Origin of the sequence: Mycobacterium sp. UM_Kg1, from assembly GCF_000972925.1 — a bacterium.
In the GTDB taxonomy this organism is placed as follows: domain Bacteria; phylum Actinomycetota; class Actinomycetes; order Mycobacteriales; family Mycobacteriaceae; genus Mycobacterium; species Mycobacterium hiberniae.
This window is the reverse complement of sequence record NZ_JRMK01000092.1, coordinates 1-18113: the sequence shown is the minus strand read 5'-3', so window position 1 is coordinate 18113 and position 18113 is coordinate 1. Positions and strand designations below refer to the sequence as shown.

16 protein-coding genes are annotated in these 18113 nt (G+C 70.1%); 12 read left to right on the top strand and 4 right to left on the bottom strand.

The features are described from left to right. Nucleotides 1-528 (top strand): diiron oxygenase (locus LI92_RS14580; RefSeq protein WP_046320043.1); only part of this gene is annotated, 528 nt, incomplete at its 5' end. 14 nt (nucleotides 529-542) lie between these two features. Beyond that, nucleotides 543-2234 carry an FAD-dependent oxidoreductase gene (locus LI92_RS14575; protein WP_046320034.1) on the top strand — a complete coding sequence of 564 codons (1692 nt, stop codon included), beginning with the start codon at nucleotides 543-545 and terminating at the stop codon, nucleotides 2232-2234. Between the two features lie 101 nt (nucleotides 2235-2335). On the opposite strand, the gene LI92_RS14570 is transcribed toward LI92_RS14575, so the two are convergent. After that, complete coding sequence (locus tag LI92_RS14570; RefSeq protein WP_046320032.1) at nucleotides 2336-3451, bottom strand: citrate synthase 2; 1116 nt, start codon at nucleotides 3449-3451, stop codon at nucleotides 2336-2338. Between the two features lie 84 nt (nucleotides 3452-3535). Between LI92_RS14570 and pdxH the strand changes: the two genes are divergently transcribed. The 5 genes from pdxH (at nucleotide 3536) to arfA (ending at nucleotide 7768) form a co-directional block, all read left to right on the top strand. Further along, complete coding sequence (gene pdxH / locus LI92_RS14565) at nucleotides 3536-4195, top strand: pyridoxamine 5'-phosphate oxidase (protein ID WP_286135107.1); 660 nt, start codon at nucleotides 3536-3538, stop codon at nucleotides 4193-4195. Between the two features lie 10 nt (nucleotides 4196-4205). Beyond that, nucleotides 4206-5498, top strand: a complete 1293-nt coding sequence (locus LI92_RS14560) for an MFS transporter (protein ID WP_046320040.1) — start codon at nucleotides 4206-4208, stop codon at nucleotides 5496-5498. Between the two features lie 99 nt (nucleotides 5499-5597). After that, nucleotides 5598-6896, top strand: coding sequence for a citrate synthase (locus LI92_RS14555; RefSeq protein WP_046320031.1), 1299 nt, complete (start codon nucleotides 5598-5600; stop codon nucleotides 6894-6896). 5 nt (nucleotides 6897-6901) lie between these two features. Beyond that, the gene (locus LI92_RS14550; protein ID WP_046320038.1) at nucleotides 6902-7270 is read left to right on the top strand and encodes an FKBP-type peptidyl-prolyl cis-trans isomerase; all 369 of its coding nucleotides are present in this window, start codon (nucleotides 6902-6904) and stop codon (nucleotides 7268-7270) included. Further along, nucleotides 7271-7768 (top strand): channel-forming protein ArfA/OmpATb, encoded by a 498-nt coding sequence (arfA, locus tag LI92_RS14545; protein WP_046320029.1) that lies wholly within the window; start codon nucleotides 7271-7273, stop codon nucleotides 7766-7768. A gap of 12 nt (nucleotides 7769-7780) precedes the next feature. On the opposite strand, the gene LI92_RS14540 is transcribed toward arfA, so the two are convergent. Beyond that, on the bottom strand, nucleotides 7781-9115 hold the full coding sequence (locus LI92_RS14540; protein WP_046320027.1) for a HAMP domain-containing sensor histidine kinase: 1335 nt from the start codon (nucleotides 9113-9115) through the stop codon (nucleotides 7781-7783). Between the two features lie 17 nt (nucleotides 9116-9132). Then, the gene (locus tag LI92_RS14535) at nucleotides 9133-9843 is read right to left on the bottom strand and encodes a response regulator transcription factor (RefSeq protein ID WP_046320036.1); all 711 of its coding nucleotides are present in this window, start codon (nucleotides 9841-9843) and stop codon (nucleotides 9133-9135) included. Nucleotides 9844-10036: 193 nt separating this feature from the next. Between LI92_RS14535 and LI92_RS14530 the strand changes: the two genes are divergently transcribed. The 3 genes from LI92_RS14530 to LI92_RS14520 all read left to right on the top strand — a co-directional run bounded on the left by LI92_RS14530 (nucleotide 10037) and on the right by LI92_RS14520 (nucleotide 14581). Next, nucleotides 10037-11761 carry an ABC transporter ATP-binding protein gene (locus tag LI92_RS14530; protein WP_286135108.1) on the top strand — a complete coding sequence of 575 codons (1725 nt, stop codon included), beginning with the start codon at nucleotides 10037-10039 and terminating at the stop codon, nucleotides 11759-11761. Continuing rightward, on the top strand, nucleotides 11758-13560 hold the full coding sequence (locus LI92_RS14525; RefSeq protein WP_286135105.1) for an ABC transporter ATP-binding protein: 1803 nt from the start codon (nucleotides 11758-11760) through the stop codon (nucleotides 13558-13560). The genes LI92_RS14530 and LI92_RS14525 overlap by 4 nt, the downstream gene beginning before the upstream one ends. A gap of 166 nt (nucleotides 13561-13726) precedes the next feature. Then, the gene (locus tag LI92_RS14520) at nucleotides 13727-14581 is read left to right on the top strand and encodes a DMT family transporter (RefSeq protein ID WP_046320024.1); all 855 of its coding nucleotides are present in this window, start codon (nucleotides 13727-13729) and stop codon (nucleotides 14579-14581) included. Between the two features lie 72 nt (nucleotides 14582-14653). On the opposite strand, the gene LI92_RS14515 is transcribed toward LI92_RS14520, so the two are convergent. Next, a complete protein-coding gene (locus LI92_RS14515; protein WP_046320022.1) occupies nucleotides 14654-16132 on the bottom strand; it encodes an acetyl-coenzyme A carboxylase carboxyl transferase subunits beta/alpha in 1479 nt (492 codons plus the stop codon). A gap of 28 nt (nucleotides 16133-16160) precedes the next feature. Here LI92_RS14515 and LI92_RS14510 point away from each other — a divergent pair, with 28 nt between their 5' ends. Then, nucleotides 16161-16892 carry an enoyl-CoA hydratase gene (locus tag LI92_RS14510; protein WP_046320020.1) on the top strand — a complete coding sequence of 244 codons (732 nt, stop codon included), beginning with the start codon at nucleotides 16161-16163 and terminating at the stop codon, nucleotides 16890-16892. Between the two features lie 75 nt (nucleotides 16893-16967). Beyond that, on the top strand, nucleotides 16968-18113 hold a 1146-nt coding region (locus LI92_RS14505), incomplete at its 3' end, for an MBL fold metallo-hydrolase (RefSeq protein WP_052740803.1).

Here is an 18113-nt window from a genome sequence, read left to right as displayed (position 1 = left end):
CAGGATGCTCTTCTGAATGTGGTCGATGGGCTCCTCGCCGGCGAGGAGCCCATCGACCACATTCAGAAGAGCATCCTGCGCGAAGGCAAGACCCTGCACCCGATCATGGAGCGGGTGATGGCCATCCACGTGGCCGAGGAGGCGCGGCACATCTCGTTCGCGCATGAATACCTGCACAAGCGCATCCCGCGTCTGCCGCGCCGTCAGCGGTTCGCGCTGTCGCTGTACGTGCCGATCGTGATGCGGATTCTGTGCTCGGCGATCGTGGTGCCGCCCAAGGCTTTCTGGAGCGAGTTCGATATTCCGCGCGCGGTGCGCAAGGACATCTTCTTCCGGTCGGTGGAAGCCCGGCAGATGCTTCAGGACATGTTCGGCGACGTCCGGATGCTCTGTCACGACACCGGTCTGATGAACCCGGTGGCCAAACTGGTCTGGCGGATCTGCCGCATCCACGGTGCGCCGTCGAGGTTCCGCAGCCAGCCGCAGCGCAAACACCTCACCCCGGTGGCCACGGCCTCGGTCGCGTAGCGGCACCGCGCGCCATGCCACATGTAATCACCCAGGCGTGTTGTAACGACGCGTCCTGTGTTTTCGCCTGCCCGGTCAACTGTATTCACCCCACGCCCGACGAACCGGGTTTCGCCACCTCGGAGATGCTCTACATCGACCCGGATGCGTGCGTGGACTGCGGGGCCTGCGTGCGGGCCTGCCCGGTCGACGCGATCGTCCCGCACACCAAGGTGGTCACCGAGCAGCTGCCGTTCGTGGAGATCAACAAGTCCTTCTACCCCGAACGTCCCGCGGGTGTGAAGCTGCCGCCGACCTCCAAACTGGCTCCCATCCTGCCGGCCGCCGAGGTGCCGCAGCGGGGTAAGTATCCGCTCACGGTGGCCATCGTCGGTTCCGGCCCCGCCGCCATGTACGCCGCCGACGAGTTGCTGACCCAGCCGGGCGTGCTGGTGAACATGTTCGAGAAGCTGCCCACCCCCTACGGCCTGGTGCGCGCCGGCGTCGCTCCAGATCACCAGCGCACCAAGCTCGCCACCCGGCTGTTCGACCAGATCACCCGGCGCCGCGGGTTCCAGTTCTTCCTCAACGTCGAGGTGGGCAGGCATCTGAGTCACGCCGACCTGCTGCAGCACCATCACGCCGTGCTCTACGCCTCCGGCGCGCTGCACGACAAGCGGCTGGAGGTCGACGGCATGGGGCTGCCCGGGACGGGCACGGCGACCGAGATCGTCGGCTGGTACAACGGGCATCCCGACTTCGCCGAGCTGTCCGTCGACCTCAGTGGTGAGCGGGTGGTGATCGTGGGCAACGGCAACGTGGCCCTGGACGTGGCGCGCATCCTCACCGCCGACCCGGATCGGCTGGCCCACACCGACATCGCCGACTATGCGCTGGCGGCGCTGCGCGACTCGTCGGTTCAGGAAGTGGTGATCGTCGCTCGGCGCGGGCCGGCCGCCTCAGCGTTCACCCTGCCCGAATTGGTGGGGCTGACGCAGGTGGCCGAGGTGGTACTCGATGCCGAAGACCACGCCCGGGTGCGCGAGGATCTGGCCGCGGACCAAGACATGTTGACCCGCCAGAAGCTCGAGGTGCTGGCCAAGCTCGGCGATGCGAGCGCGCCGGTCACCCGACCCCGGATCCGGTTCGCCTACGGGCTGACCCCGGCCCGAGTTCTCGGCGACAGCCGTTGTGAAGCAATGGAATTCACGGTCACAGGGACCGATCAGGTGCGGCGTATCGACGCCGGTATGGTGCTGACGTCCATCGGTTACCACGGCACGCCCATCGCCGACCTGCCCTTCGACGACGTGGCCGGCGTGGTCCCCAACGAAGGCGGGCGCGTTATCGACCCGGCGACCGGGCGGCGCGTTCCGGGCGCCTATGTCTCAGGCTGGATCAAGCGCGGCACCAACGGTTTCATCGGCTCGAACAAGGCTGACTCGCTCAAGACCATCCAGACGCTGGCCTCCGACTACAACGCGGGCCTGCTGACCGAACCGGCGGCCGGGCCGCGGGCGGTGGCCCGAATGGTGCATGCCCGCCAGCCCGACGTCATCGACGCCGCCGGATGGAAGGCGATCGACCACGCCGAAGTCGAGCGCGGACAAGCCCAGGGCCGGCCGCGGGTGAAGTTCACCCGGGTCCCCGACATGCTCGACGAGGTCAAGGACCACTCGAGCCTGCCGCTGCTGCAGAACCTGCTCGGCGCGTTGCGGCGCCGCTGACGTACTGACTCGCGCTTCGCCGAGCGTGTACTGAGGGCGAGAATCCGCCCAGAATCTCGGGCTGATTACACGTTCGGCGCAGGGAGGAGCGCAGGCCCGGGTCAGGCGGAGGCGATGCGCTCCCAGCCGGCAACGGAAGCCGCGCTGCGCGGCCCGGGCCCGACGTAGATCGCCGACGGGCGCACCAGCTTGCCCAGCCGCTTCTGCTCCATGATGTGGGCGCACCAGCCCGCGGTGCGGCCGCAGGTGAACATCGCCGGCATCATCGCCGGGGGCACCTCGGCGAAGTCCAGAATCACCGCCGCCCAGAACTCCACGTTGGTCTCGATGGCCCGATCCGGGCGACGCTCCCGAAGCTCGGTCAGCGCCGCTTGCTCCAGCGCCGCGGCCACCTCGAAGCGCGGGGCGGACAGTCGCTTGGCGGTGGCCCGCAGCACCCGGGCGCGGGGGTCCTCCGCGCGATACACCCGGTGCCCAAAACCCATCAGCTTCTCGCGCCGGTCCAGGATGCCCTTGACCACGGCGCGCGCATCACCGGTGCGTTCCGCCTCGGCGATCATCGGAATGACGCGGGCCGGCGCGCCGCCGTGCAGGGGGCCGCTCATCGCGCCGATCGCCCCGGACAGGGCCGCGCCGACATCGGCTCCGGTGGAGGCGATGACGCGGGCGGTGAAGGTCGAGGCGTTCATCCCGTGCTCGGCCGCCGAGACCCAGTAGGCGTCGATCGCCTCGGTGTGGCGCGGGTCGGGCTCACCGCGCCAGCGGGTCATGAACCGCTCGGTGATGGTGGAACACGAATCGATCGTCTGCTGCGACACCGCGGCCTGCTGGCCGCGAGCCGACTGGGCGACATAGGACAGCACCATCACCGAGGCGCGAGCGAGCTGGTCGCGGGCGGTGGCGTCGTCGGTGTCCAGCAACGGCTGAAAACCCCACTGCGGGGCCAGCATCGCCACTCCGGCCTGAGCGTCGACCCGGACGTCGCCGGTGCGCACCGGCAGCTCCAGCGGTTCGGCAGGGGAGAGCGGGCGGTTGAAGTCGCCGTCGACCAGCAGGGCCCACACGTCGCCGAAACCGACCTTGCCGGCGAGGTCCTCGATGTCGACGCCGCGGTAACGCAGCGCGCCGCCATCCTTGTCAGGTTCGGCGATTTCGGTGGTGAAGGCCACTGTGCCTTCCAGGCCGGCGACAAAATTCTCCGGTACCGCAGCAGTCATGCTCCGGATTCTTCCACCCCGGCGACCGGCGGTTGCTACCGGCCGGTAAGGCCGCCGGGTGGGCGCCGGGCGTAGCGTTGGGCGGTGCACAGTACGGGCCCCGACAACGAGCACCTGGCGGCGATGCGAGTGGAGTATCAGGAGAAGGACAACAGCGGCGACCTCGACGTGGACTGGCTCGGGGAGGGCTGGGAGGTTCTGCTGCGCAATTGGATCGGTGATGCCGAGCGGGCCGGGATCGCCGAGCCCAACGCGATGGTGCTGTCCACCGTCGACGCGGGCCGCCCCGTCAGCCGATCCGTGCTGTGCAAGAACCTCGACGAGAACGGTGTGACCTTCTTCACCGACTCCGATTCCGCCAAGGCCGCGGAACTGGCCGCCACCCCCTACGCCGCAGCGACGTTCCCCTGGTACCAGCTGGGCCGGCAGGTCCATGTTCGCGGGCCGGTCACCCAGCTCGACGAGACGGTCAGCGCGCAGTACTGGGAACACCGCCCGCGGGCATCGCAGCTGGGTTTCTGCGCCTCGGCGCAATCGCAACCGATCGCATCGCGCGCCGCACTGCTGGCACAGCTGGACGCGGTGACGGCCCAGTTCGCCGGCATCGAATCGATCCCCGCCCCGGCCAACTGGCGCGGTTACCGGATCGCCCCGGAAGTGGTGGAATTCTGGCAGGGCCGGGAAGGCCGGTTGCACAACCGGATTCGGGTGACCGGTGGGGCGGTGGAGCGGCTCCAGCCGTGAGGCTGCCGCGGTGAGGATTTTCGCTGACACCACTCCGCTGCGCAGTCCTGGCTTCCGGCGTTTGTGGCTGGCCGGCATCCCGACCGTCATCGGTGCGAACCTCACCATCTTCGCCGTCCCGGTGCAGATCTATGCGCTGACCCGAAGCTCGGCCTATGTCGGGTTGTCCGGACTGTTCGCGCTGGTTCCGCTGATTGTCTTCGGTCTGCTCGGCGGTGCCTGGGCCGACGCCATGGATCGCCGCAAGCTGTTGATCATCGCCTCCTGCGGGCTGGCGGGCGCCTCGCTGCTGCTGTGGTGGCAGGCCGCGGCCGCCGTGGACAACGTCTGGGTGGTGCTCGTGCTGCTGGGCGTGCAGCAGGGTTTCTACGCCGTCAACGCCCCGACCAGATCCGCGGCGATTCCACGGTTGGTGGCCGGCAAGGATCTGCCCGCCGCCAATTCGCTCAACATGACCGTCATGCAGTTCGGTGCCATCGTCGGGCCGCTGCTGGCCGGTCTGCTGCTGGGCTGGGTGGACCTGTCGACCCTGTATCTGATCGACGCGGCCGCCTGCATCTTCCCGATCTGGGCGACCTTCCGGCTGGCCCCGATGCCGCCGGCGGAATCGGCCGGGCCGTCCGGCTTCGGGATCGCGGCCGTGCTGGACGGGTTCCGTCACCTGGCCGGCAACACCGTGGTGCTGATGTCGTTCGTCGTGGACCTGATCGCGATGGTCCTCGGGATGCCGCGGGCGCTGTTTCCCCAGATCGCGAGCGTGAACTTCGGCGGCCCGGTCGAGGGCGGAACCACCATGGCCCTGCTGGCCGCGGCGATGTCGGCCGGCGCCGTGCTCGGTGGGGTGTTCTCTGGCTGGTTGCCCCGGATCACCCGGCAGGGCCTGGCCGTGGTCGCCGCGATCGTGGTCTGGGGTGTGGCCATGATCGGCTTCGGGCTCGCCGTCGCCCACGCCGGTGGCCATGCCGGCCCGGTGCTGTGGGTGGCGCTGGCGTTCCTGGCGGTCGGGGGCGCCGCGGACATGGTCTCGGCGGCGTTCCGTTCGACCATGCTGCAGCAGGCCGCCTCCGACGAGATCCGGGGCCGGCTGCAGGGCGTGTTCATCGTGATCGTCGCCGGCGGCCCCCGGCTCGCCGATGCCGTGCACGGCGCCGCCGGGGCGGTGGTGGGCACCGCCGCGGCGGCCGCCGGCGGCGGGGCTCTGGTGGTGCTGGGGGTGCTGCTTGCGGCGCTGGCAGCGCCCGCATTTCTGCACTATCGCCGGCCCGCCGAAGGCCGGCAACGATCCTCGCCGGATGGGCGATAGCACATACCCCGCCCCCGGGCGGGCGCGCCGGCCCAGAACCGACTACCTTTTCCTATACACGTTCTATCTGTTCAGCCGAATAGCGCAAAGGGGTTCCCTGTGGCCGCAACCGATGACACCGCCACTCTCCGGTATCCGGGCGGCGAGCTAGAACTGCCGATCGTCAAGGCGACCGAGGGATCCGACGCGCTTGCCATCGGTTCGCTGCTGGCCAAGACCGGCTACACCACGTTCGACAACGGCTACGCCAACACCTCGCCGGTCAAGAGCGCCATCACCTACATCGACGGGGACGCCGGCATCCTGCGGTACCGCGGCTACCCGATCGAGCAGCTGGCCGAGAAGTCGACCTTCATCGAGGTCAGCTACCTGCTGATCTACGGTGAGCTGCCCAGCGCCGAGCAGCTGGCCGCGTTCACCGGCCGGATCCAGCGGCACACCATGCTGCACGAGGACCTGAAGAGGTTCTTCGACGGCTTCCCCCGTAACGCCCACCCGATGCCGGTGCTGTCCAGCGTGGTCAACGCGCTGAGCGCCTACTACCAGGACTCGCTGGACCCCTCCGACAACGACCAGGTCGAACTGTCGACCATCCGGCTGCTGGGCAAGCTGCCTACCATCGCCGCCTACGCCTACAAGAAGTCCTCCGGGCAGCCGTTCCTGTACCCGGACAACTCGCTTTCCCTGGTGGAGAACTTCCTGCGGATGACGTTCGGCCTGCCCGCCGAGCCCTACGAGGCCGACCCCGAGGTGGTTCGCGCCCTGGACATGCTGTTCATCCTGCACGCCGACCACGAGCAGAACTGTTCGACGTCCACGGTGCGCCTGGTGGGCTCGTCGCGGGCCAACCTGTTCACCTCGATCTCCGGTGGCATCAACGCGCTGTGGGGCCCGCTGCACGGCGGCGCCAACCAGGCGGTGCTGGAGATGCTCGAGCAGATCCGCGACGAGCAGAACGGCAATGTCACCGACTTCGTGCGCAAGGTCAAGAACCGCGAAGACGGCGTCAAGCTGATGGGCTTCGGCCACCGGGTCTACAAGAACTACGACCCGCGGGCGCGCATCGTCAAGGAGCAGGCCGACAAGATCCTCGGCAAGCTCGGCGGCGACGACGAACTGCTCAACATCGCCAAGGACCTCGAAGAGGCTGCGCTCACCGACGACTACTTCGTCGAGCGCAAGCTCTACCCGAACGTCGACTTCTACACCGGCCTGATCTACCGGGCGATCGGCTTCCCGGCCCAGATGTTCACGGTGCTGTTCGCGCTGGGCCGGCTGCCCGGCTGGATCGCGCACTGGCGCGAGATGCACGACGAGGGCGATTCCAAGATCGGCCGCCCCCGCCAGGTGTACACCGGTGCCACCGAGCGCGACTACGTCGGCATCGGCGGGCGGTGACCATCGTGTCCGATTCCGGTAAGCCGCAGATCACCGTTCCGGCCGGCCCGGCGCCCGCCGAACTGGTCATCGAGGACATCGTGGTGGGAGAAGGCGACGCCGCCACCCCCGGGGCGCTCGTCAACGTGCACTACCTCGGTGTCGACTACGACACCGGCGCGGAGTTCGACAGCTCCTGGAACCGCGGTGAATCGCTGGAGTTTCCACTGGACGGTCTCATCGCCGGCTGGCAGGACGGCATTCCCGGGATGAAGGTGGGCGGTCGCCGGCAGTTGGTGATCCCGCCGGAGCTGGCCTACGGCCCGGCCGGCACCGGGCACCCGTTGGCCGGCAAGACCCTGGTGTTTGTGATCGATCTACTCGGCACCCGCTGAGTGCGTGCCCGGCTGATCGCCACGGCGCTGGCCACGGCGCTGCTTGCCGCGATCGGATACGGGCTGCTGCAGCGTGCGCCCCAGCCCGCCGCGGATCCCGAGCTGGCGGCGGGGCGCCCCGAACCGGTGGCGGTGATCCGGCGCGGCAGTGAGGTCACCCTGGCCGGCGACGTGGCCGATCCGGCCGCCCGGCGTGCGCTGCTGGATGCGGTGTACGGCTCCAGTGAGGACCTCACCGTCGTCGACCGACTCGGGGTGACGCCCGCGGCGCCGAGCATCGACCTGTCGGGAGTGGGCCCGGTCTTCGAGGCGGCGGCCGCAATAGACGACTTCACCATGGCTTTCGACGGCGCAACCGTGCGGCTGGGCGGCACCGCGGCCACGGCCGGGCAGGCCACCGCCGTTCAGGACGCGGCACAGGACGCCTGGGGCCGCGACCACGTCGTCAACGACATCGCGACCGGCTCGCCCCGCGCGGAGCGGCCCGCCGGCGACTGATCGCCGGCGCGCTCAGCGCGGTGGCGGCAGTTGCAGCAGCAGCCGGGCCCCACCCAGCGGGCTGTCGTGCAGGGACGCCGTGCCACCGTGCAGTTCGGCCTGCTGGGCCACCAGCGCCAGGCCCAGCCCGGAGCCCGAATGCGAAGCCGTCGATCCGCGCGAGAAGCGCTCGAAGACGACGCGGCGCTCGTCTTCGGGCACCCCGCCGCCGTTGTCGTCGATGGCGATCTCCACGCCCTCGCGGGAGGTGACCGCCGACAACTGCACCTCGGTGGCGTTGCCGTGTTTGACCGCGTTGGCGATCGCGTTGTCCACCGCCAGCCGCAGCCCCGCCGGAAGGCCGACGATGATGCAGGTGGGCGACGGCACCAGCGACACATTCAAGTCGGGGAACACCCGCATCGCGTCGTGGGCCGCCCGGTCGAGCAGGTCGGTGATGTCGACCGGCACGTGGTCGTCGGAGGTGGACAGTTCGCCCTGCGCCAGCCGCTCCAGGGCCGAGAGCGTCGCCTCGATCCGGGTCTGGGTCCGCACGACGTCGTGCAGCACTTCCTTGCGCTGATCGTCGGGCAGGTCCAGGGTGGTCAGCACTTCGAGGTTGGTCCGCATGGCGGTCAGCGGAGTGCGCAGCTCATGCGAGGAGACGGCGGCGAAGTCACGTGCCGAGGCCAGCGCCTCCTTGGTCCGGTCCTGTTCGGTCCAGATCCGCTGCAACATGCCGCGCATCGCCTCGGCGATCTCCACCGCCTCGGTGGCGCCGCGCACCTCGATGTCGGGCCGTTCGTCGCCGGCGTCGATCGACCGGGCCTGCTGCGCCAGCCGGCGCAGGGGCCGCACGGCGAACGCCGTCAACAGCCAGCCCAGCAGCGCGGCCGCGCCGATCGCGGCCGTGCACAGCAGGATCACCCGGCGGTGCAGGTTGTTGGTGTCGGCAAGAGTGGCGTCGTAGGTGGCGCCCACGGCCAGCGACCGTGGCCCCGGACCGGGAATGTCGACGGTCCGCACCCGGTAGCGCACGCCGTCGATCTCGGTGTCGGCGTAGCCCGGTTTGAGCTCCGGCAGCACCACCGCGGAGTTCGAGGTCACCTCGTTGGCGCGCCGCAGCGTGATCACCGCGTCGGTGGTTCCGGCCGACCGGGGCAGTTCACCCAGACCGATCAGCGGCACGGTCAGCCCGGCGGCCTCGTCGAGGCGCCGGTCCAGCCAGTACTTGCGGTCGTTGGTGATCCCGACCCACACGATGGCGCCGATGATCACCGTCACGATCGCGGTGCCGATCGCCGTGGCCAGCATCACCCGGGTCCGCAGTGACGGCGTTCGGGCGAAGATCCGCCGGAGCAGCTTCATGAGGTTCACGCTTGCCTTCACTGTGTTCGCAGGACGAAGCCGACCCCGCGAACGGTGTGCAGCAGCCGCGGCGCGCCGCCGGCTTCGAGTTTGCGCCGCAGATAGCCGATGAACACGTCGACCACATTGGTGTCGGCGGCGAAGTCGTAGCCCCAGACCAGCTCGAGCAGCTGCGCGCGCGACAGCACCGCGGTCTTGTGTTCGGCGAGCACGGCCAACAGGTCGAACTCCCGCTTGGTCAGGTCCACGTCCACACCCTTGACCCGGGCACGCCGGCCCGGGATGTCGACCTCGAGGGGACCCACCGTGATGGTCTCGGAGGAGGAGCTGGCCGCCGCCCCCCGCCGGCGCAGCATCGCCCGGACCCGGGCCACCAGCTCGGCGAGCACGAACGGCTTGACCAGGTAGTCGTCGGCGCCGGCCTCCAGCCCGGCGACCCGGTCGTCGACCGAGCTGCGCGCGGACAGCACACAGACCGGCACGTCGTCGCCCATGGCCCGCAGCGCCGTCACGACGCTCACCCCGTCGAGCACCGGCATGTTGATGTCCAGGACGATGGCGTCGGGTCGGGTCTCCTTCGCGCTGCGCAACGCCTCGGCGCCGTCGGCCGCCGTGGACACCTCGAATCCGGACAGTCGCAGTCCGCGTTCCAGCGAGGCGAGCACGTCGGAGTCGTCGTCGACGACCAATACCTTGGGTGATGCCGGGGCTGCGGCGCCGTTGTCCATGGCGCCATTTTGCCTGAACGCGCCCGCCGAGCGCGGGATGCGCCAGAGATCCGTTTCACGGCGTCCGCCGCCGCGCCGCACTCGCGCCCCCCGGGGCGGCCGCGGTCATTCTAGGGTCGATTGCGTGACCTCGGCCTCGGCGCTGCGCAGCCTGCTGCCCTATCTGCGCCCCTACCGGGCGCGGTGGATCACGATGGTGACGGTCGCCGTGCTCGGCTTGGTGGCCACCGTGGTGATTCCGCTGATGACCAAGGCCGTGATCGACGGGCCGGTGCTGCACCGCGACCAGGCGGGGCTGTGGGTGCTGGGCACGGCGGCCACCGCGCTCGGGGTCACCGAGGCACTGCTGTGGTTCGTCCGGCGCTGGCTGATCGCGCACGCCACCATGGGCGTGGAAGCCGACATCCGCACGGACCTGTTCGCCCGGCTGCAGATACTGCCGCTGACCTTCCACAATCGCTGGCAGTCCGGGCAGTTGTTGTCGCGGATCATGAACGATCTGTCCGCGGTTCGGCGCTTCCTGTCATTCGTCGCGTTGTTTCTGCTGCTCAACACCGTGCAGATCCTCGTTGTGACGGCGATTCTGCTGGTGCTGTATTGGCCGTTGGGCGTGGTGGTGTGCACCTCGCTGGTGCCGGTGATGCTGGCCGTGCAGCACTTCCGGCGTCAGTACACCCGGCTGACTCGCCGAGCGCAGGACCAGGCCGGCCAGGTGGCCACCGCGGTCGAGGAGTCCGCCGCGGGCCTTCGCACCATCAAGGCGTTCGGACGCGAGGACTACGTCTTCAAACGCTTCGACGAGCAGGCAACCGCCCTGCGCGACCTCGGCGTCGCCAAGGTGCGGGTGTCGTCGAAGTTCTGGACGCTGCTGGAGGTGATCCCGAACTTCACCCTGATCTCAGTGGTGGCGTTGGGCGCCTACGCCGCCGGGCACCACCTGGTCACGATGGGCACCCTGGTCGCGTTCATCACGATGATGCTGTCGCTCATCTGGCCGCTGTCGGCGCTGGGCTTCCTACTGTCGGCCACCCACGAGGCGATGACCGCCGCGGATCGCATCACCGAGATATTCCGGGCGCCGCTGGCGATCACCGGCGGCGGCGATCCGGTGCCCCCGGCGGGCCGGGTGGAGTTGCGCGACGTCGGCTTCCGCTTCGAGGCGGCCGGACCCGATGCGCCGTGGGTGCTGCGCGGCGTCAACCTGGTGATCGAGCCGGGCGAGACCGTCGCCCTGGTGGGCGCCACCGGATCCGGCAAGTCGGTGCTGGCGATGCTGCTGTCGCGCCTCTACGACGTCGGTGAGGGACAGATCCTCATCGGCGGCCGCGACATCCGGACGCTGACCCTGGCGGCGTTGCGCACGGCGGTGGTGACCGCCTTCGACGACCCCACCCTGTTCTCGATGTCGGTGGCCGAGAACCTGCGGCTCGGCCGGCCCGACGCCGACGACGCGGAGCTGGCCCGCGCCCTGGCGGTGGCCGCCGCGGATTTCGTCTACGACCTGCCGGCCGGGCTGGACACCCGGATCGGGGAGCAGGGCATGAGCCTGTCGGGCGGACAGCGTCAACGGCTGTCGCTGGCGCGGGCGCTGGTCGCGGCGCCCACCATCCTGGTGCTCGACGACACGCTGTCCGCCCTGGACGTGCACACCGAAGCCGCCGTGACCGCGGCGCTGCGCGGGGTGCTGGGCAGCGCCGCGGGCCCGGACCGCCCGCCGATCACCGGGGTGGTGGTGGCCAACCGGGCGTCCACCCTGGCGCTGGCCGATCGGGTGGCGCTGGTCGAGGACGGCACCATCACCGCCGTCGGCACCCACGCCGAGCTGCTGGGCCGGGTACCGCGCTACCGCTCGCTGCTGGCCGCCGACGACGAGCTCGACGACGGCGCCGAACACCTCGTCGACTGGGCGCGGCGGTGACGCCCGAGCCGGGCCGGGCGGCGGCGCGGGCGCTGCTGTGGTCGGTGTTGCGTCCCTACCGGGCGGCGGCGCTGCTGTTGGCGTTGGCCGTCGTGGTCGAAAACGCCGCCCGGCTGGCGGTGCCGCTGCTGGCGCAGCGGGGTATCGACCGGGGTATCCCGCCGATCGCCCAGGACGGCTCGACCCGGGAGCTCGGTGTCATCGTGGGTGCGCTCGCCCTGGTGGTGCTCACCCAGGCCGGCACCCGGATGGTGTTCCTGCAGTGGTCGGGCAGGATCGGCCAGCAGGTGCTGTTGGCGTTGCGGCGGCGGGTGTTCCGGCATTTCCAGCAGCTGGACGTGGCGTTCCACGAGCGCTACACCTCGGGCCGCGTGGTGAGCCGGCTGACCAACGACGTCGATGCGATCCAGGAGCTGCTGCAGTCCGGGCTCGACGGGCTGATCAGTGCCGCGCTGACGATGGCAGGCACCGCGGTGCTGCTCGTCATCCTGGACTGGCGCCTGGGCCTAATGTGTTTGACCGCCTTCCCGGCGCTGGTGGGGCTGCTGCGCTGGTTCCAGGGCGAGTCCGCCAAGACCTATACCGCGGTCCGCGAGCAGGCCGCACGGGTGATCGTGAAGTTCACCGAGACCATGATCGGGATCAAGGCGGTCCAGGCCTACCGCTGCGAGGACCGCAATCAGCAGGACTTCGCCGACGTCGCCGACCGCTACCGCGCGGTCAACGAGCAGGCGTTCAAACTCGTTGCGATCTTCAGTCCGGGCATCAAACTGGTAGGCAACCTCACCACCGGGGTGGTGCTGCTCTACGGGGGCTGGCGGGTCCTGCATGGGCACATGACGATCGGGACGTTCACCGCGTTCCTGCTGTATCTGCGGATGTTCTTCGACCCGATGCAGGACATCAGCCAGTTCCTCAACATCTTCTCCTCGGCGACGTCAGCGCTGCAGAAGCTGGCCGGTGTGCTCGCCGAAACACCCACGGTCACCGATCCGCCCGCCCCGCAGACGGCCCGCCTCCCCGAGCCGGTACGCGGCGAGATCGCGTTGACCGATGTCCATTTCGGCTACCGGGACGGTCAATCGGTGCTGGCGGGGCTGTCGCTGCACATCCCAGCCGGCCAGACCGTTGCGCTGGTCGGCGACAGCGGCGCCGGCAAGTCCACCATCGCCAAACTGATCGCCCGGTTCTACGACCCGGTGTCGGGAGCAGTGACACTCGACGGCGTCGACCTGCGTGCGCTCACCCAGGCGACGCTGCGGCGACACGTGGTGATGGTCACCCAGGAGAACTTCCTGTTCGCCGGGACCGTCGCGGACAACATCCGGTTCGGCAGCCCCGGGGCCACCGACGCGCAGGTGGCCGCTGCGGCGCGCAGCGTGGGCGCCGACGCGTTCGTCACCGCGCTGCCGGACGGCTACGCCACCGAGGTCGCCCAACGCGGCGGGCGACTGTCGGCCGGCCAACGCCAGCTGGTCGCTTTCGCCCGCGCTTTCCTCGCCGACCCGGCGGTGCTGATCCTCGACGAGGCGACCTCGGCGCTGGACATCCCCGGCGAGCGGATGGTGCAGCAGGCGCTGCGCAGCGTGCTGGCCCGGCGGACCGCCCTGGTGATCGCCCATCGGCTCTCGACGGTTGAGATCGCCGATCGGGTCCTGGTGATCGAAGGCGGGCGGATCGTCGAGGACGGGCCGCCGGGGGAGCTGATCCGGGCCGAAGGCCACTACGCGGCCCTGCACAGCGCCTGGCTACGGTCCTTGGCCGAAAACACCGGTTCAGGGCCAGGGACAGCAAATTAAATTCAGGCGAATTCGAATCCAACGACGTGCAAAGATCGGGCCGTAGGCCGCAAAGATCTTGCAAACGCGGCGGTGCGCGGGCGCGCCACCCACTTAGGCTCACCGCCGTGACGGTCACATCGAACGCTCAGGACGCCACGATTGCCGAGGCCGCCAGGGTAGCGGCGTGATCGGCTCGCCGGCAGCGCAGGGCTTGGCGTTGGCTTCGGCGACCAGTTTCGGGGTCAGCGACTTCGTGGGCGGTGTCGCTTCCCGGCGGGTCGCTGCGCTTCGCGTTGTCCTGGTGTCCACCCCGGTCTCGATGGTGATGCTGGGCGTACTCGCCCTGATCGGCGGCGGGCGGGTCACGACGGCGGCCGTTGTCCTGGGCATGCTCGGCGGGCTCAGCCAGGCGCTGGGGATCTGGTCGTTCTACGCGGCGATGGCCGCCGGCCCGATCTCGGTGGTGTCGCCGCTGGCCGCTGTGGTGGACGCCAGCGTGCCGGTGTGTGTCGGGCGGATTCTGGGCGAGCGGCCCGGGCTGCTTGCCAGCGCGGGCATTGCGGTGGCCCTGGGAGCGGTGGTGCTGATCAGCTGGCATGCCGGCGACGGCGATGGCCCGCGCCAGGGTCTGACCCGCGGGGTGGTCTGGCTGACCATCGCCTCGGGAGTGGCGCTGGGGCTCAACTTCGTCTTCCTGGACCGCACGCCCGCGGACGCCGGCCTGTGGCCGCTGCTGTTCGCGCGGGGGGCGGCCACCGTGCTGGTGATCGCGGTCGCAGCGCTGAGCCGCAACCTTCGGGTGCCGACCGGCATGCCGCTGCGGCTGGCTTTCGTTATCGCACTGCTCGACACCGCCGCAAATGTCACCATGCTTTTCGCGTTGCAGCTCTCGTTGCTGTCGCTGGCCAGCGTGCTGATCTCGCTGTACCCGGCGGCCACGGTGATCCTGGCGGTGGCGGTCCTGCGGGAACGGGTGCGCCCGCGGCAGGTGGCCGGAATGGTTCTGGCCGCGGTGGCGGTCGCGATGATCACCGGGTAACTCGGCCGCAACGAGCCCGACGTTGTGGCGGTCGCCACTCGCACTTTCGCTGCGAAACGTCGGTCTCGACGATCAGTCCGGCAACCCGATGCGGCCATAGCGCTGCAGACGGGCCGCCAGCCGCTCCTCGGCGGGCAGCTCGCGCAGCGCGTGCAGCTCCACGGCGATGGCCCGCGACATCCGCTTGGCGAAGTCGATCGGCTCCGCGGCGGCATCCGGGTGCTCGCCCACGATCACATCCACGATTCCGTGCTGCTGCAGATCCCGCGAACGGATGCCCTGGGCGGCGGAGAGCTCTGCGGCGTGGTCGGTGTCGCGGAAAACGATGGCGCTGGCCCCCTCGGGCGGCAGCGGCGCCAGCCAGCCGTGCAACGCGGCCAGCACCCGATCGGCCGGCACCATCGCCAACGCCGGACCGCCACTGCCTTGACCCAGCAGCACCGACACCGTCGGCACCTCAAGCGTCACCAGCTCGGCCAGGCACGCCGCGATCTGGCCGGCCAGGCCGCCCTGCTCGGCCGCCACCGACAGTGCGGGACCGGGAGTGTCGATGACCAGCACCAGGGGCAGCCGCAGACCCGCCGCCAGGGCCATGCCGCGGCGGGCATCGCGCAACGCGACCGGATCGGTCAGGCGGTCCGCGCCGCGGAGCTGCCCCAAGACCACCGCCGGCTGACCGCCGAACCGGGCCAGTGCCAACAGGATGGTGGCGCCGCGTTCGGTGCTGCCGGTGCCCGACAGGAAAATCCGCTCGGTGGCCCCGTGCCGCAGCAGAAACCCCACCCCCGGCCGATCCGGACGCCGCGACGCGCACACCGAGTCCCACGCCGGGATGTCGGGAATCGGCTCAGCGGCCGGCAGCGCCGGCGCCGGGCCCGGATCGTCGAGCAGCACCTTCAGCGCCCGCGCGCAGATGCGCCGCAGCCACTTCACCGGGATCACGCCGTCGATGACGCCGTGCGCAGCCAGGTTCTCGGCGGTCTGGACGCCCGGCGGAAACGGCGCGCCGTAGAGCTGTTCGTAGACGCGCGGGCCCAGAAAACCCACCAGCGCCCCGGGCTCGGCCAACGTGACGTGCCCCAGCGATCCCCAGGAGGCGAACACCCCGCCGGTGGTGGGGTGGCGCAGATAGACCAGGTAGGGCAGGTGTGCGCGCTTGTGCAGCTGCACCGCGGCGGCGATCTTCACCATCTGCAGGAACGCGACGGTGCCCTCCTGCATCCGGGTGCCGCCCGAACTCGGCGACGCCAGCAGGGGCAGCCGCTCGGCGGTGGCCCGCCGGATCGCGGCGGTGATCCGCTCGGCGGCCGCCACCCCGATCGAGCCGGCCAGGAAGTCGAAGTCGCTGGCGATCACCGCCACCCGCCGGCCGTTGATCCGGCCCTCGCCGGTGAGCACCGCTTCGTCGCGCCCGGTGGCCCGGCGGGCGGCGGCCAGCTCGGCGGCGTAGCCGGCATCTACGGGGAGGATCAGCGGTTCGACGTCCCAGCTGAGGAACGAGCCGCGGTCCAACACGGCGTCGCGTAGTTCGTCGGCCCCGGTCCGGCTCACACCCAAAGCGTAATTAGGCTGGGATGCCATGATCGGTGTTACCCGCGACGAAGCCGTCACCACTGTCGAATTGCAGCGTCCGGAGCGGCGCAACGCACTCAACTCCCAGCTCGTCACGGAACTGCGCGAGGCCATCGTGGACGCGGCCGACCACGACGTCCGGGCTATTGTGCTGACCGGGCAGGGCACGGTGTTCTGCGCCGGCGCGGATCTGTCCGGCGACGCCTTCGCCGCGGACTACCCCGACAAGCTGCTCGCCCTGCACCAGAGCATCGCTGATGTACCGGTGCCGGTGATCGGTGCCATCAACGGGGCGGCGATCGGCGCCGGCCTGCAGTTGGCCATGGTCTGCGACCTGCGGGTGGTGGCGCCGGAGGCGTACTTCCAGTTCCCGGTGGCCAAGTACGGCCTGGCGCTGGACAACTGGAGCATCCGCCGGCTGTCCACGCTGGCCGGCTACGGCCGAGCGCGGGCGATGATGCTGACCGCCGAGAAGCTGACCGCCGAGACGGCACTGCTGACCGGGATGGCCAACCGGCTGGGCACCCTCGCCGATGCGCAGGCCTGGGCGCATGAGATCGCCGGGCTGGCGCCACTGGCCTTGCAGCACGCCAAGCGGGTGCTCAACGACGACGGCGCCTACGAGGAACAGCAACCGATCCACAAGGAACTGTTCGACCGGGCCTGGAGCAGCCAAGACGTCATCGAGGCCCAGGTAGCGCGGGTGCAGAAGCGGCCGCCGAAGTTCCAGGGCGCCTAAACGCGTCGACCGCGACGCGGTGATGGGGGGCGCGGCGGGACCGGGACGGCGGGGCAGCGCCATAGACTCGACCACATGCTGCGCGGTGCACTTCGACTGGCGGGGGCAACAGCATCCCTGGCCGCCGGCGGCTGGACGCTGCGCGCCCTACGCGGCACGCCCGCCGCGCTGGGAGCGGCGCCCAGCGCCATCGATGCGGTGGCCGGCCGGTCGAGCCACTACCGCGACGGCGTCTTCCACAACCTGGAACGCGCCTCGGTGGTCAACATGGACCTCGAACAACGGCGGCTGATACTGCGCGAGTTGTTCGCCGACCGCGACGGACGGCGGCCGGGCGCGCCGATACCGCTTGAAGAGCCCGACTTCGGGATCGACGCCGCGCCGCTGGCCGTCACCTGGCTGGGCCACGCGACCGCGCTGGTGGAGATCGACGGCTACCGGGTCCTGACCGACCCGGTCTGGAGTGAACGCTGCTCGCCGTCGGACGCCGTGGGGCCCCGACGGTTGCACCCCCCGCCGGTGGGAATCGGGGCGCTGCCGGCGGTCGACGCGATCGTGATCAGCCACGACCACTATGACCACCTCGACATCGACACCGTCACCGCGCTCGCGCGCAGCCAGCGGGCACCGTTCGTTGTCCCGCTGGGCGTCGGGGCGCACCTGCGGGCCTGGGGCATCCCCGCGCAGCGGGTCATCGAACTCGACTGGGACGAGCACACCACGCTCGGCGATCTCACCGTGACCTGCACCCCGGCGCGGCACTTCTCCGGGCGTTTCTTCACGCGCAACCAGACGCTGTGGGCGTCGTGGGCGATCACCGGGCCAGGGCACCGGGTCTATTTCGGCGGCGACAGCGGCTACACCGGCAGCTTTGCCCGCATCGGTGCCGACCATGGACCGTTCGACCTGACGCTGTTGCCGATCGGGGCCTATAACAGCGCCTGGCCGGATGTCCACATGAACCCCGAGGAGGCGGTCCGGGCGCACCTCGATCTGAACGGCTCGGCGCCCGGGCTGCTGGTGCCGATTCACTGGGGAACATTCCGGTTGGCGCCGCACCGATGGGCTGAGCCGGTGGAACGGCTGATCGCCGCTGCCGACGCCGCCGGGGTGACGGTGGCGGTGCCCAAACCCGGCGGTTCAGTGAGGCTCGACGAAGGAGGGGCGAAGCTGGGACCGCCGCATGGGACCGGCGGTTCAGTGAGGCTCGACGAAGGAGGG

Bases quoted from the DNA above. Each gene is read 5' to 3' on its own strand.
- LI92_RS14575 (WP_046320034.1), top strand. From the start codon at position 543: ATGCCACATGTAATCACCCAGGCGTGTTGTAACGACGCGTCCTGTGTT.
- LI92_RS14570 (WP_046320032.1), bottom strand. From the start codon at position 3,451: ATGACTGCTGCGGTACCGGAGAATTTTGTCGCCGGCCTGGAAGGCACA.
- LI92_RS14540 (WP_046320027.1), bottom strand. From the start codon at position 9,115: ATGAAGCTGCTCCGGCGGATCTTCGCCCGAACGCCGTCACTGCGGACC.
- LI92_RS14535 (WP_046320036.1), bottom strand. From the start codon at position 9,843: ATGGACAACGGCGCCGCAGCCCCGGCATCACCCAAGGTATTGGTCGTC.
- LI92_RS14530 (WP_286135108.1), top strand. From the start codon at position 10,037: ATGGTGACGGTCGCCGTGCTCGGCTTGGTGGCCACCGTGGTGATTCCG.
- LI92_RS14510 (WP_046320020.1), top strand. From the start codon at position 16,161: ATGATCGGTGTTACCCGCGACGAAGCCGTCACCACTGTCGAATTGCAG.